The 13,185-nt window shown below is 63.8% G+C and carries 12 protein-coding genes; 5 read left to right on the top strand and 7 right to left on the bottom strand.

What is annotated here, in order from left to right; all coding sequences use genetic code 11:
* Positions 1 to 8 precede the first annotated feature (8 nt).
* Entirely contained in the window at positions 9 to 686 is a 678-nt protein-coding gene (locus PWP93_RS16375; protein WP_421045136.1) for a Crp/Fnr family transcriptional regulator, read from the top strand.
* A 65-nt stretch (positions 687 to 751) separates the two neighbouring features.
* Here the strand turns inward: PWP93_RS16375 and PWP93_RS16370 are convergent, their stop codons facing one another.
* The 7 genes from PWP93_RS16370 to PWP93_RS16340 all read right to left on the bottom strand — a co-directional run bounded on the left by PWP93_RS16370 (position 752) and on the right by PWP93_RS16340 (position 5,787).
* Positions 752 to 1,237 (bottom strand): c-type cytochrome, encoded by a 486-nt coding sequence (locus tag PWP93_RS16370; protein ID WP_421045135.1) that lies wholly within the window; start codon positions 1,235 to 1,237, stop codon positions 752 to 754.
* Entirely contained in the window at positions 1,234 to 1,731 is a 498-nt protein-coding gene (locus tag PWP93_RS16365) for a c-type cytochrome (protein WP_421045134.1), read from the bottom strand. Before PWP93_RS16365 ends, PWP93_RS16370 begins: the two co-directional genes overlap by 4 nt.
* Positions 1,728 to 2,273 carry a methylamine dehydrogenase light chain gene (locus tag PWP93_RS16360; protein WP_421045133.1) on the bottom strand — a complete coding sequence of 182 codons (546 nt, stop codon included), beginning with the start codon at positions 2,271 to 2,273 and terminating at the stop codon, positions 1,728 to 1,730. Before PWP93_RS16360 ends, PWP93_RS16365 begins: the two co-directional genes overlap by 4 nt.
* A 38-nt stretch (positions 2,274 to 2,311) precedes the next feature.
* Positions 2,312 to 2,917: a methylamine dehydrogenase accessory protein MauD gene (mauD, locus tag PWP93_RS16355; RefSeq protein ID WP_421045132.1), complete on the bottom strand. Its 606-nt coding sequence runs from the start codon at positions 2,915 to 2,917 to the stop codon at positions 2,312 to 2,314.
* Positions 2,914 to 3,480, bottom strand: a complete 567-nt coding sequence (locus PWP93_RS16350; protein WP_421045131.1) for a MauE/DoxX family redox-associated membrane protein — start codon at positions 3,478 to 3,480, stop codon at positions 2,914 to 2,916. Before PWP93_RS16350 ends, mauD begins: the two co-directional genes overlap by 4 nt.
* A 7-nt stretch (positions 3,481 to 3,487) precedes the next feature.
* Complete coding sequence (locus PWP93_RS16345) at positions 3,488 to 4,636, bottom strand: amine dehydrogenase large subunit (RefSeq protein WP_421045130.1); 1,149 nt, start codon at positions 4,634 to 4,636, stop codon at positions 3,488 to 3,490.
* A gap of 194 nt (positions 4,637 to 4,830) precedes the next feature.
* The gene (locus PWP93_RS16340; protein WP_421045129.1) at positions 4,831 to 5,787 is read right to left on the bottom strand and encodes a helix-turn-helix domain-containing protein; all 957 of its coding nucleotides are present in this window, start codon (positions 5,785 to 5,787) and stop codon (positions 4,831 to 4,833) included.
* A gap of 271 nt (positions 5,788 to 6,058) precedes the next feature.
* On the opposite strand from PWP93_RS16340, the gene PWP93_RS16335 reads away from it, so the two are divergent.
* From PWP93_RS16335 to PWP93_RS16320, 4 genes are all read left to right on the top strand, one after another.
* Positions 6,059 to 7,423 (top strand): DUF1329 domain-containing protein, encoded by a 1,365-nt coding sequence (locus PWP93_RS16335; RefSeq protein ID WP_421045128.1) that lies wholly within the window; start codon positions 6,059 to 6,061, stop codon positions 7,421 to 7,423.
* A 75-nt stretch (positions 7,424 to 7,498) separates the two neighbouring features.
* Complete coding sequence (locus PWP93_RS16330; RefSeq protein WP_421045127.1) at positions 7,499 to 9,328, top strand: DUF1302 domain-containing protein; 1,830 nt, start codon at positions 7,499 to 7,501, stop codon at positions 9,326 to 9,328.
* A gap of 64 nt (positions 9,329 to 9,392) precedes the next feature.
* Positions 9,393 to 11,753, top strand: a complete 2,361-nt coding sequence (locus PWP93_RS16325; protein ID WP_421045126.1) for an efflux RND transporter permease subunit — start codon at positions 9,393 to 9,395, stop codon at positions 11,751 to 11,753.
* 30 nt (positions 11,754 to 11,783) lie between these two features.
* Complete coding sequence (locus PWP93_RS16320) at positions 11,784 to 12,746, top strand: WD40/YVTN/BNR-like repeat-containing protein (RefSeq protein ID WP_421045125.1); 963 nt, start codon at positions 11,784 to 11,786, stop codon at positions 12,744 to 12,746.
* Positions 12,747 to 13,185: the final 439 nt, after the last annotated feature.

Raw genomic sequence — 13,185 nt, 5'->3', positions numbered from 1 at the left:
GGTTACCGATGACTGTCCAGGACCCTCTCGGCCCTCATCTGCTGTTCGCCGTGCTCAACGAGGCAACGCGAGCCGAACTGTTCGCCGAGGGCAAGGAAGTGCGCTACCGCCCGGGGCAGACGATCCACCGGCAGGGCGATCGCGATCGCTCGCTGCAGGTCATCATCGAGGGTCAGGTGAGTTTCAGCCGTCTCGATCTCGACGGGCGCAAAGTGAACGCCGCCGTTTTCGGGCCAGGGGAGACGTTTGGCGAGATCCCGTTGCTGACGGGGCGCGCGCGCACGCATGACGCCGTGGCGGTAGGGTCTGTCCGGCTGCTGCGCCTCTCCGATCGTCAGTTCAGGGATCTGCTGAACCGCAAACCCGATCTGCGCGACCGGCTGCTCGCGGAACTCGCCGAAAGACTGATTCATGCGGCGGACAGGCTCGACAGCGCACTGCGCCTCTCGGTGCCGCAACGGGTTGCCCAATTTCTCGTCGCCGAGGTGGAGCGGGGTGCAGGCGGACGGTCTCTCGGTGTGCGGCAGACGGATATTGCCGAAGCGCTGGGTGTTACGCGCGAGGCGGTTGCAGCGGCCTTGAGGCAGTTCCGGGAGGGGCGCTTGATCGAGACCCGCTACCGCGCGATCGATGTTCTCGATATCGAGGCATTGCGCCTCGCAGTGGGGCGCACGACCGCAGCCTGAATTGCGCCGTGCCCCGGGAGCAGGGGCGTCGACGGACGAAACGTCGGATGAGCGCAGCGGCCGTTTCAGTAAACGGGCGCGACTTCGCGAATGCCGCGCCGCTGCATTTCACGCACGAGCGCCGCACGGCGCGGGGCGACGTCCGCAAACGCCGGGCGGCGATGTTCTGCGACTTCCTCCGCCGTATAGGGCTTGAAGTCCGGCGGCAGCGCCTCGCGGTTCATGGTCATGAGCAGCCAGTTCAGCACGTCGGCCAACTGTTGATCCGAGAGTGCGGAGTTGGATGCGCCCGGCACACGCATGACGTACTCGCGCCCGCCCGGCACGCGCTCGAAGTAGCCAAGCGAGTGCGCAAGCGGCGGGACCTTGCCCGCAATGCCGCCGCCGGTGGCCGTGTGGCAGCCCATGCAGTTCTGGATCCAGTGCTGCCGGGCGAGGGGCCACGCGCTGTCATGGTCGGCGGCCGCGCCGAGTTCGCCCGCCGTCGCAGCGCTCGTCCAGAGCGAGACCAGCACGAGGCAGCAGGTCATCGACCGGAAAACGGCCTTCATCGCAGGCCCAGTGCTTTCGTGACGGCTGCGCGCTGAGCGTAGACAGCGCCGGCGTCCATCGATTTCGCGCGGGCGGCCTTGATTTCCGCCGCCGTGAACGGTTTCGCCGCGCCGTGGCTGCTGCCGTTCAGGTCGAATACGACGTAGTTCAGCACTTGGGCGAGTTCGTCGTCGCTGAGGCTGTCGAAGTTGGGCATTTTGAAGTTGTAGGTCTTGTCCGCGACGCGGATCTCCCCATACATGCCGTGCAGGACCGTATCCGGAAGCTGATGCCGGCCTTGCGCCGAGGCCGCATAGTGGCCGGGATACGCGGTGAGCGGCGGCGCGAGGCCGTCCTGTCCTTTGCCGCCGGCCTGGTGACAGACGGCGCAGCGGGCATCGAAAGTGGCCTTGCCTGCCGGGAAATGGATCGCCTCGGCGCGGGCCGCGCCGGATATCGCGCCGAGCGCGATGAGCGCAGCGGCTGCGCAGGACTTGAGAGTATCGATCTTCATTGTTTGGCCGCTCCCAGAAGAACGGAAACCGAGCAGTGGTAGTTCGAATTGCTGTTCGCCATGCACCAGTTGATGTCGTTATTGAGCGAAAGTTTGTAGAGCGGCTTTTCGCGTTCGTTGCGGTTGCAGAAGCATTGCCCGCAGGAAGTCTTGCCGCAGCAGTCGTTATACGAAACGATGTAGTCGGAGCCGTCGTGCGGATTGCGGCAGGTGCCGATCCACGTGATCGGCGAAGCCGTGGTGCCCGGCGGACAACTGCTCGACGTGCCGCCGCAGCAACTGCAGAGCCAGCCGTCGATCGCGCAGTACTTCCAGTAGTCGCAGCTCGTGGGGTCGTCGACGCCCGGCGCGAGGGCGGTCGCCCCCGCACCGCTCGCGGCGGCGGGCCTGTCTGCTGCGTAAGCCGTGCGATCGACGGGCAGCAAGGGAACGAGCGCCGAGCCAACGAGCACCTTGCCTAGCCGCGCCATCGCGCTGCGCCGGGAGCTTCGCTGCGCCACGCCGCGCGCCGAATGCTCGAACCATGAATCAAACCACGCCATACAGGGGATCTCCGGTCAAATTGAATGAGGGGCGGCGCTCACGCGTGCTGTTCACCGTGCACGTACTGCTGCAGGGACGCCACGCCGCGTTCCTTCGCTTCGAACAGGCTTTCGAGGTGCTCGCGCGTATTGACGAGTCCTTTCGCGCGCACCTTGCCGTTTTCGTCGAGCAGGACCGCGTACGGAAGCTTGCCGATCTGGTAAGCCATGCCGAGTTCCTGGGAAAGCACGTACGGGAAGCGCTCGAGCCGTTGCTTCTGCGCGAAGCGCGTGTGGTCGGCCAGGTCGCCGTCGCTTGCCAGCACGACGTTGACCGGCGTCGCTTCGCTCGTCTGAATCGAAGGCAGCAGCGGCAGGAGCTTCTTGCAGACCGGACACGTCGGCGAGAGGAAGAACAGCAGGGTGGCCTTGCCGGCTGCGTCGAGGCCGCCGATCTTCACCGCGCGCCCCTGGATATCGGTCAGTTCGAAAACCGGCGCGATCGCGCCGACGGCCGGACCCTTGTCGATCATCAGCGCGCCGGCCGGCATGATGCGCTCGTACAGGATGCCGACCTGACGAACGAGCGCGAGACAGATTGCGCCAAGCGCGAGAACGGCTGCCCACAGCATGGCGGTGGAAACGGCAAGAGCGGTTTGCATCATGAATTCCTCAGGTGTTCGAGCTTCGGGCCGTTGGCGATCAGTGCGTCCAGCGCGAGCAGCACGCAGACGATCGACAGGACAGCGAATAAAAGCGTGAGATAGTCGAATGAGACGGTGGGGCGCGCGGTGCTTTCCAGGTAAGCCGTGGCCGTGAGCGCGGCAAGCAGGCCGAGCCGCGCGACGTGCCACCAGCCAATGCCGCGCGGGACGGCGTCGGGCTCTCTTTGCGCGAGGGCGGCCAGGCCGGAACAGCCGCAATCGATGTTCGTATGGCCGCGCAGGATGTTGAGCGTGAGACCCGCGGCGAAGAGGACGAACAGGGCGATGAGCAGCGTCGCGCCATCCGCGCGCGTTTCCTTGCAAAGGAGCGCGAGCGCGCCGAGCGTTTCCGCGGCCGCTATCGCGATGGCGCCAGGCCAGACGAGCCTTTCCGGCACGATCTGCCATGCGGAGAGTGCGTCGCGGAACGCGACGGGACGTCTCCATTTGGCCAGCGCGCCCAGCAGGACGATGATCGCCGCGCCCGATTGCGCGGCGTCAGCGAGGACAGGATCGATCTGCATGGCGGCCTCAGGGGTTCACGAGCAGCGTCGGCGTGCGCGCCACGTGTTGCGTGATGTAGCGGAGTTTGCCGGTCGGCGCGTCCTGCACCACCAGATCGCCGGTCAGCGTGAGGCCGTAGAGCAGCGGATGGTCGTCCTGGCTGACTTGAATCGATGCGACGAGCGGAGGGATCTTCTGATCCGCGAGGCTCCATCGCGCGATGCGCTTGTGGGTGTTCAGGTCGAACACCCAGATTTCGCTTGCGGGTTCCTTGTGCGAGCCGTCGGTCCCTTGATGCATGGCGACGTAGAGGCGATGCGTCCGGTCGTGGACGGCAGTCGGCTGGAGGCCGCCGGGCCGCCATCCGGAAGCGCGTTCGGCGTCGGTGACGAGCGGCCAGGGCTTGCCGAATACCGCCTTATCGCCACGAAAATCCGCAGTGCGAACCATGCCGTGGAAAGTGGTGAATACGTAGCCGCCTTGCGACGGCGAGGCGTTCGCAAACGCCGGGTCCCGCTCGACGTCGATGAACGGTTCCGACATGGCGCGATGGCTTTCCTTGCCGTTGGCGTCGAGCGTGATGGTCAGCGCCTTGCCGCTTTCGCACAGCGCCGTGAACTTGCTCGGGCCGCTCGGCAAGGCCAGCACGCAGGCAGCCATGTCGATCTCGCCGGCCAGCTTGCGCGAGCGCGCGTCGACCACGCTCACCGACGCCGACGGCGTGAGATTAGAAACGTAGATGTGCTTCCCATCGGAGCTGAATGTCGTGTTCCAGGCCGAGGGAACCGACTGGGCGTGCTTCGCCGGGATGATAGTTTCACCGGCGTGATCGAGCGTGCTGTTATCGGTGAACTCCATGACGTCCGTGCGCGCGCCATGCGATCCGCGCGAGAAATAAGTCGTCGCGACGACACTCGTCTTGTGGTCGGGCGAGATGACGAAGCCCGGCAGAAAGCCCGCGTCGATCTGGCCAAGCTCCTTGCGCGCGTCCGCGTCGTACAGGTAGATCCGGCCGTCGGTGGCGGCGTCGCCGGAGGGATCGACGATAAAAATCTCATGAGGATGCCAGGCCGGCATCTTCTGAATGGTCAATTCTTCCGGCTTTTCAGCGGCCGTTGCGGCGCCCGCGAATGCCAGAACCGCCGCGGCAGCCGCAGCGTGCTTTCTGATGCTCATGTTCACTCCTCGATCGAATCTCGATTCGGAGCGGACTGTAATACGGTATGAGCGGACCCGATGGCTCGAATCGGCAGATCGTGGATGAGGGCTTGCCCTGGTGCGGCGAGCGTATGGCAGGAAACCGCGCGAGCGCCACGCGGTTTTCGGTGTGAGTAACGTGCGTTCGGAGCGGCGCGTTCGGCGCGGTGTGTTCAGGCGCGAGAGCCGAAGCGCGGAGTCTGCGAGGGCAGCTCGCCGAACAGGCGCTGGTAGTTGCTGGCGAATTTGCCGAGATGGACGAAACCCCAACGGGCGGCGATGCTCGCAATGTTCATTTGCGCGGCGTGTTCTTCGCGCAGCATCTTGCGCACGCCGCACAGCCGCACCGCGCGCAGATAATCGGCAGGCGACTCGCCGGTGATTTGCCGGAAGCACGTTTGCAGCGTGCGGCGGCTCACGCGCAGCTCGGTGCAAAGATCGAGAACCGTCACCGGACTGCCCGCGTGACGCATCACGTAGTCCTGGCTGCGCCGGACGATCTCGCTGTAGGTGAGCCGGGTCAAGTCCTCACGCGGCGCAGGCGCGAGTTCCTCCATGGCCAGCAACACGTCGTCGAGCAGCGCTTTCCGGAAGGCATATCGCGTGGCGGGGCATGTGAGCCGATCAGCGTTTGCCCTTAGCTCGCCCACACGCGCATGGAGCCTGTGGAGCGCCTCCGGTGACGTTTCGCCGTGTGGCGTCGGGGTATGGCTTCGGACGGCGCGCTGGTACGTTGCACGGCTGAGATGTTCGGCCATGCCGTCGAATTCCGACTCGGCCAGGGTAATGCCGAACATCGTGGCGTCCGATGGAAGGTGCACGACCCAATCGTTGTCGCTGCGCGCGGCGCCAATGGTGCGATTGGTGATTTCGCGGCCGCGCGACGTGGGCGCCACCGACGAATGCGAAACCCAGCCGATGCCGACCATGCCTGCCGATACCCGGCCGCATTCCACGACACGCCGGTTGACCTGTTCGCAGAAGAGATGCAGCCCGTCCAGGTCGAACTGTTCCAGAGTGCCGCCGAACTTCCCTCTTTCGATCTGAAAGTATTGCTGCTTGATGTTGGCGAGATGCTGCGCATGTTCGCCGGCGTCGGCGTAATGCCGCACGGAATAGTGAGTAGCCATTGCAAAGTTCGAAGCCGGGCGCGCGGGTTACGCCGGCCTTCCTGAAGAGAGTTGCTGAATTCCGGGGACAGGTTCTGGAACGTGCGCGCGGGCGCGCCTCCGTCTTGCGGGACCCGTAGCGGTGGACCGTACCACGGAAAAAAAACGCCTGGAAGGCGGGTTGCAAGCTGGCACACCCGTATTTTCCCCAAGGGTGCGAGTTGCCGATTCGGGCCAGGCGCGCAACGCACGGTCCGTTAAAGTCGGTCCCGACTTGACAGAAGGGAGAGAGATGATGAAGAAGCGGAGCATGGGTGCCGCATGTATCGTCGCGGCCACCGTTTCGGTTGTCTGCCTGGCGGCGTCCGCGGACAACCTCACGCCGGCGGGCGCGAATCCCGCGGCGAGCAGCGATGGGGTCGTCCCTGCGTTCGCGGGACGCGAGGCGCCCGAGCAGGGCTGGGCATACGGCAAATACCGCGGCGATTTCTGGAAGCACCGCGCGGAGAAGCCGCTTTATTCGATCGACGCCTCGAACGTCGACAAGTATGCCGCTCACCTCTCGGCCGGTCAGATTCAGTTGATCAAGCAACGCAAGGGATACCGGATGGATGTCTATCCGGCGCATCGCGAGTGCCAGCTTCCCGAGGTTGCCGAGCAGAATTCGCGCGAGAACCTGACCGCCGCGAAGCTCGATGCGGGCGGCTCGATGCTTCAGTCGGCGTATTTTCCGGGCGTCGCCTTTCCGAAGCCGCAAAACGGCGCGGAGGCCATCCTGAACTTCGAGTACCGCTATCGCGGCGTCGGTATCGAATGGCCTTCGACGACGACAGCCGTGTCGCCGCGTCCGGGCAGCGACGACTGGATCATGACGATGGGACCGCAGAGTTTCTATCTCCCGTCGGGCAAGCTGGGCAAGAACACGCCGAGCGACGTCGACCAGCTTAGCCTCGCGGGCTACTTCGGCTACAACTCGCCGGCCGCGATGGCGGGACAGGGCGGCATGCAGCGCCAGTACTACGATAAGGACTCGGAAACCTTCTACTACTTCCCCGGCCAGCGCCGCGTGCGCCGCATGCCTGCGTATACGCACGACGCGCCGCAGATCGGTTACGAGAATCAGTACACGGTAGACGACGCGAACATGTTCAACGGCTTCATCGACCGGTTCGACTGGAAGCTGGTCGGCAAGCGCGAAATGCTCGTGCCATACAACGACTTCGCCATGTACGACTTCAACGCGAAGTTCGCCGACGTCGCGAAGCCCGACGGCCTGAGCGCGGCGAGCCGACGCTACGAGATGCATCGCGTCTGGGTCGTCGAGGCGACCGTCAAGCCGAAGGCGCGCCATGTCGCGTCGAAGAAGATCTTCTATCTCGACGAGGACAGCTGGCTCGCGCTCGTCGGCGAAGACTACGACGCGCAGGGCAAGCTCTGGAAGGTGCGCGAGGGATACCCGATTCCGGTCTGGGAGCTGGGCGGCGCGTGCGATCTCGAAGCGTTTGCGCAGTACGACCTGAACGACGGACGCTACGTGTTCGACCAGTCGCCGATCGGTGCGGGAAAGGACATTCACTGGTACTCGCAGTCGAACGACAGCCGCTTCAAGTCGGACTACTACAGTGCGGAGACACTGCGCTCGATCAGCGAGCGTTGATCCGGGTGCGGCGCAAGGGGCGCGGGCCAGCACATGCCCAATCCTTGCGCCTCAACCCATACAAAGAGGATAGCCATGAAGGCACAGGGGATAGGGAAGTCGGTTTGCGCTTCGCTCGTCGCATTGGGGGCGGCAAACCCGAGCGCATACGGCTATGAGTTCACGACGGGCGTGGGCGACATGCAGGGGTCGTGGGTGACCAACCTCACGGCAGGGGCCGGCATACGCCTGAAAATTCCGAGCTGTTCGTTGATCGGCGATCCCAACGCCGAGGGCTGCGGGGCGGCGGCAAACACGGATCAATGGGGCTTCGGCGACAACGGCAACTTGAATTACCGGAAAGGCCAGCTCTATAGCACGTATGTCAGCGCGACCAGCGAGCTGCTCCTGACGATGCCGAGCGAGGGCGTGAAGTTCATGGTCCGCGGCACCGGCATGTACGATTTTCTCGCGAAGGATACCGCGAGAACGCCGCTCACGAGCGCGGCGGAATCCCAGGCGGTGTACGACGCGCAACTGCTCGATTTGTGGGTCGAGAAGGACTTCACGATCGGCGACCGGCCGGCGCATGTACGGCTCGGCAACCAGGTGATCAACTGGGGCGAAAGCGCGTTCGCGGCGGGCGGCATCAATGCGACCAACTCGCTGGATATCCAGAAGCTGCTGATTCCGGGCACGCAGCTCAAGCAGGCGCTGCGTCCCGCGCCGATGCTGAGCTTTGCAGCCGACCTTTCTCATGGATTCAGTACTGAGGATTACTACCAGTTCCAATGGAACGGAAATCGCTATCCGCCGGTCGGCACGTACTGGTCGATCACGAACAGCTTTGGCCGCGGTGCGGAACCGCTTACGCTGAACACGAACAACCTCAACGCGGCGGGCTTCAGCGCGGGAACCATCGCGGGGCCCAATAGCGGCAACGCAGGAACGATTGCGGCGATCAACGGCGGGCTCGTCAACGGAGACTTCGCCGGGCCGCCGTTCAATACGATCGGCATTCCGGTGTCCACTGAACTGCCCTCGAAATACCGGCCGCAATTCGGCGTGAAGTTCAACTACCGGCCGCGAACCATCGACGCGAACTTCGCGGTCTATTACGAAAACTATACCGACAAGTCGCCAGTGATATCGGCGCTGCCCAACGGGACCGCACAGTTCTCCTTTCTCCAGAATCGCCAGCTTTTCGGTGTCAGCGCGAACTTCGGACTCGGCGAATGGGCAATCGGAACCGAGCTCTCGTATCGTCCGCATGATGCCGTTGCGCTTTCAAGCTGTTTCGGCGCGGGCGGTCCGCTCGATTCAAACACCAATGGGGTTTTTGGCGTCGACTGCCAGCAGTGGGCCGACAAGAAGAAGATTCAGTATGACATCAACGGCATTCTCAGCCTCACGCGCAGCGAGTATCCGTTTCTCAAGCTGATCGGCGCGGATATGGCCGTGCTGACTACCGAGCTGACGTGGATCTACTATCCGGGCCTCAGTTCGAGCGGCGTGACGCGCACGGTGGGCGGCCAGTCCGTGACGCAGGTTCCCGCGGCTGGCTATCTGCCGTGGCTCAACTATGGCTCGGGTGTCGGCTATCCGATCGTCATGGCGCAGGGCACGTCCAGTTCGGTGGGCGCGACCGTCGACTTCAACTGGACTTACGACGGCAGCCTCGTCCCGGGTTGGCAGGTGACGCCCGGCGTGACGTTCTCGGATGCGCTCTACGGCTATACGCCGACGTTCTCCGCGAATTACCTGCAAGGGGCGAAGTCGGTCAACGTCTACGTGCTGTTCAACCAGAACCCGGCCGTATGGCAGGCCGGGATCAACTTCACGGCGTTCTTTGGCGGCCACCAGACGGTGGGCCAGCCTTTCGCGGATCGCAATTTTGTCGGCATGTTCGCGACCCGGAATTTCTAAGGTCTCGAACGGGGAGGCGCGTTCTTGCTGTCAAACGCATCTGCCAATCAGAAGGGAAATTTTCGTGCTAAATCGCCTGGTCTGTCGTCTTGAGACGCTTTTGTTTGGTCATCGCGCCGTCGTGCTGATTGCGATTGCGGCATTCACCGCGGTCATGGCCGTGTTCGCCACGCAGTTGCGCATGGACGCAGGCTTCGACAAGCAGATGCCGATCGGACACGAGTACATCCAGACGTTCCAGAAGTACCGGAACGACCTGTTCGGGGCGAACCGCATCACGGTGGTGGTGCGCGCGCGCAAGGGCTCCATCTGGACGCCCGATGGGCTCGCACGCCTGTACAAGGTCACGCAGGCCGTGACGTATCTGCCGAATGTGGACCGCTTGGGCGTCCAGTCGCTCTGGACGCCTAATGCCTACGTCAACGAGATCACGGAAGATGGCTTTCGCGCCGACCCGATCATCAGCGGCACGGTCACGCCGGACCAGTTGACGCCCGCGATCATCGAGAAGATTCGCCGCTCCACGACGCAGGGCGGCTATATCGGCACGCTCGTTTCGCATCACGAAGATAGCGCGATGATCACGGCCGAACTCACCGAACGGGACCGTTCCGGCAAGGTGCTCGACTACCTGGCGTTCAACCGCTTGCTGGAGAGCCAGATCCGCAAGCCGTTCGAGGACGCAGGCTACGAGATCCAGATCATCGGCTTCGCCAAGCAGATTGGCGATATCGCCGACGGCGCGACGTCGGTGCTCGGCTTTTGCGGCATCGCGCTCGTTCTTACCGCGCTCGCGGTGTACTGGTACAGCCACTCGATCCGCTTCACGATCCTGCCGATCGCCTGTTCGCTGACATCGCTCGTCTGGCAGTTCGGCACGCTCAGGCTGCTCGGCTTCGGGCTCGATCCGCTTGCGGTGCTCGTGCCGTTCCTCGTCTTCGCGATTGGGGTGTCCCATGGTGTTCAGCAGGTCAACTACATCGTGCGCGAACTCTCGCTCGGACGCACGCCGCTCGAGGCCGCCCGCCACAGCTTCAGCGGATTGCTGGTGCCGGGCGTGCTCGCGCTCGTCACTGCCTTTGTTTCGTTCATCACGCTTTTGCTGATTCCGATTCCCATGGTGCGGGAGCTGGCCATCACGGCTTCCCTCGGGGTGGGCTACAAGATCGTGACGAATCTCTTCATGCTGCCGGTCGTGGCGTCGTGCTTCGATTTCACGAAGACCTATGCGGACCGCGCCCTCGAGCGGCGCGAGCGCCGTTCGGCGTGGCTTCAGGGGCTCGCGCGCGTGGCCGAGCCGCGCTACGCGCCGTTGGTCATCGCGCTCACGCTGGTCGTGTTCGCAGTGGCCGTGTGGCAGAGCCGCGAGCGTGTCATCGGCACGCTCGAGCCGGGCGCGCCGGAACTGCGTGCGGATGCGCGCTTCAACCACGATGCGCTCTCGATTGCCGGCAGCTACGACGTCGGACTGGACTGGCTCACGGTGGTTTTCGAATCGAACGGTTCGTCGTGCGACAGGCCCGCACTCGGCTTCTATGAAGACGATTTCGCGACCGCCATGCAAACCGAGCCTGGCGTGGTGTCGGTGCAGTCGTTTCCGGCGATGCTGCGCACGTATAACGAAGGCTACAACGAAGGCTATCCGAAGATGAACGTGGTGCCGATCGAAGCCAGCAATTACGGCGCGCTGGCGGCCGAAGTCGGGCGCGTGAAAGGCTTCATGAACAGCGACTGCAGCATGACCGCCGTTCACCTTTTCCTTGCCGACCACAAGGCGGCGACCATCAATCGCATTCTTGCGGACGTGAAGCAATACCGCGCGACGCACGAGATGCCCGGGGTCGCGATACGCCTCGCGGCGGGCAACGCCGGCGTGCTCGCGGCAACCAACGAGGAAGTGGCGAAGAGCGAACTGCCGATGATGCTCTATGTGTATGCGGCAATTCTGGTCCTCGTGTTCCTGGCTTACCGCGACTGGCGCGCGATGGTGGCCTGCTGTGCGCCGCTCACCGTGGCGACCTTCGTTGGCTACTGGTTCATGAAGGCGCTGCACATCGGACTCACGGTTGCGACGCTTCCCGTCATGGTGCTTGCCGTGGGCATTGGCGTCGATTACGCCTTCTATATCTACAACCGGCTGCAACTGCATCTTGCCGGCGGGGAAAGCATCGTGAAGGCGGTGGAGCATGCGATGCTCGAAGTCGGCGTGGCGACGATCTTTACGGCGATCACGCTGGCGATTGGCGTGGCGACCTGGAGCTTCTCCGCGCTGAAGTTTCAGGCCGATATGGGCAAGCTGCTGGCCTTCATGTTCGTGGTCAACCTGCTGATGGCGATGATCGCGCTGCCCGCGCTTGCGTCGCTGCTCGAGCGCTGGTTCCCTCGAACGAAGCCCGCGCGGGCGCCGGGCCTGCTGAGTCACTGAGCCGAACGGACTTTTCTGGAACAGATAGCCATGCTGAAAACAATCGCAGTTTGCGCCGGGTTGTGCGCCTGCTTGCCGGTGCTCGCGCAAACGGCCGACAAGCCCGCTACGCTCATCGAGGCGCCCGCACATGCCTGGCGCGCGCCGGAAACCAAAATGATGCTCGATGCAACGCGCGCGGGGACGCGCATCGTGGCGGTGGGCGAGCACGGCGTCGTGCTGCTGTCCGACGACGATGGCCGGTCGTTTCGTCAGGCCGCCAGGGTGCCGGTCAGTTCGACCCTCAACGCCGTGACATTTGCGGATGCGGCGCACGGTTGGGCGGCCGGGCATTGGGGGACGATTATCGCCACCGAGGACGGCGGCGAGACCTGGAAGCTGCAGCGAGTCGATACGTCGACGGACCAGCCGCTTTTCTCGGTTGATTTTCTCAATGCGCGCGACGGCTTTGCGGTAGGGCTCTGGTCGCTGCTGCTCGCGACGCACGACGGCGGCAGCACCTGGACGCGGGTTCCGGTGCCGAAGCCGGCTGGCGGCAGTCGCGCGGACCGGAATCTGTATCGTGTCTTTAGCGATCGCTCCAACTCGATCTATGTGACTGCGGAGCAGGGGGCGGTATTGCGGTCCACGGACGGAGGCGCGAGCTGGACGTGGCTGGATACGGGGGGCAAGGGTTCGCTATGGGCGGGGGTTGCCGCGGCGGACGGCCGGCTCTTTGTCGGCGGTCTGCTCGGCAATCTGTACGAGAGTAGCGATCGGGGCGAAACCTGGTCGCATGTCGATTCGCGCGCAAGCGGGTCGATTACCGATCTGGTCGACACGCGCGATGGTGTGGCGGGTGTTGGACTCGATGGCTTCGTGCTTGAAACGCAAAGCGGCTCGCCGGACTTCACCGCGAAACAGCGCGCCGACCGCGCTGCGCTGACGGCTGTCGTGATCAATAGGAAGGGTGCGCCGGTGATGTTTTCGAAGGATGGCGTGATTGGGCGGTGAATTGTCCAGCCCGGCTTTCGGAAAATTGGTGCCCCCTGCCACGGCCAGTGCCCATATGCAGTGCAGCGGATGACGAACGGCTCGCTGAGGCGGTTCGGCTGGAAGCAAGTTTGAATCGGACGTAGAGAGATTGCTGTCCGTCCCAGTTGGCCGTTTGCGAAATATATTTGATATTGGGAGCTAGCTCAGCGAACTTGTCGAGCAGCCATCCGCCCCCGTCCTCAGGCAGCCAATGGTCCTTTCCATGCTCTCTCTCGGCGCGTAGAGTTTGGCCCGGGGTGCTTTTGCTCATAGGCCTCGCGCTGATTGCGGCTCGTTCCATTTTGTTCCGCCACTCAGCAGGGGTAGATCTGGGGGTAACCGCATATCGCCACATTGCCAATCCCTTACGTGACGGGCCTGAGCGCCTGCAATGAGAGTCCGACCCGGCCCACCATTT

It is taken from the genome of Paraburkholderia sp. A1RI-2L (assembly GCF_048957375.1).
Classification (GTDB): domain Bacteria; phylum Pseudomonadota; class Gammaproteobacteria; order Burkholderiales; family Burkholderiaceae; genus Paraburkholderia.
The sequence above is the reverse complement of the archived record's forward strand: the minus strand, read 5'-3'. Positions and strand labels throughout refer to the sequence as shown.

Bases quoted from the DNA above. Each gene is read 5' to 3' on its own strand.
- PWP93_RS16375 (WP_421045136.1), top strand. From the start codon at position 9: ATGACTGTCCAGGACCCTCTCGGCCCTCATCTGCTGTTCGCCGTGCTC.
- PWP93_RS16370 (WP_421045135.1), bottom strand. From the start codon at position 1,237: ATGAAGGCCGTTTTCCGGTCGATGACCTGCTGCCTCGTGCTGGTCTCG.
- PWP93_RS16365 (WP_421045134.1), bottom strand. From the start codon at position 1,731: ATGAAGATCGATACTCTCAAGTCCTGCGCAGCCGCTGCGCTCATCGCG.
- PWP93_RS16360 (WP_421045133.1), bottom strand. From the start codon at position 2,273: ATGGCGTGGTTTGATTCATGGTTCGAGCATTCGGCGCGCGGCGTGGCG.
- mauD (WP_421045132.1), bottom strand. From the start codon at position 2,917: ATGATGCAAACCGCTCTTGCCGTTTCCACCGCCATGCTGTGGGCAGCC.
- PWP93_RS16350 (WP_421045131.1), bottom strand. From the start codon at position 3,480: ATGCAGATCGATCCTGTCCTCGCTGACGCCGCGCAATCGGGCGCGGCG.
- PWP93_RS16345 (WP_421045130.1), bottom strand. From the start codon at position 4,636: ATGAGCATCAGAAAGCACGCTGCGGCTGCCGCGGCGGTTCTGGCATTC.
- PWP93_RS16340 (WP_421045129.1), bottom strand. From the start codon at position 5,787: ATGGCTACTCACTATTCCGTGCGGCATTACGCCGACGCCGGCGAACAT.
- PWP93_RS16335 (WP_421045128.1), top strand. From the start codon at position 6,059: ATGATGAAGAAGCGGAGCATGGGTGCCGCATGTATCGTCGCGGCCACC.
- PWP93_RS16330 (WP_421045127.1), top strand. From the start codon at position 7,499: ATGAAGGCACAGGGGATAGGGAAGTCGGTTTGCGCTTCGCTCGTCGCA.
- PWP93_RS16320 (WP_421045125.1), top strand. From the start codon at position 11,784: ATGCTGAAAACAATCGCAGTTTGCGCCGGGTTGTGCGCCTGCTTGCCG.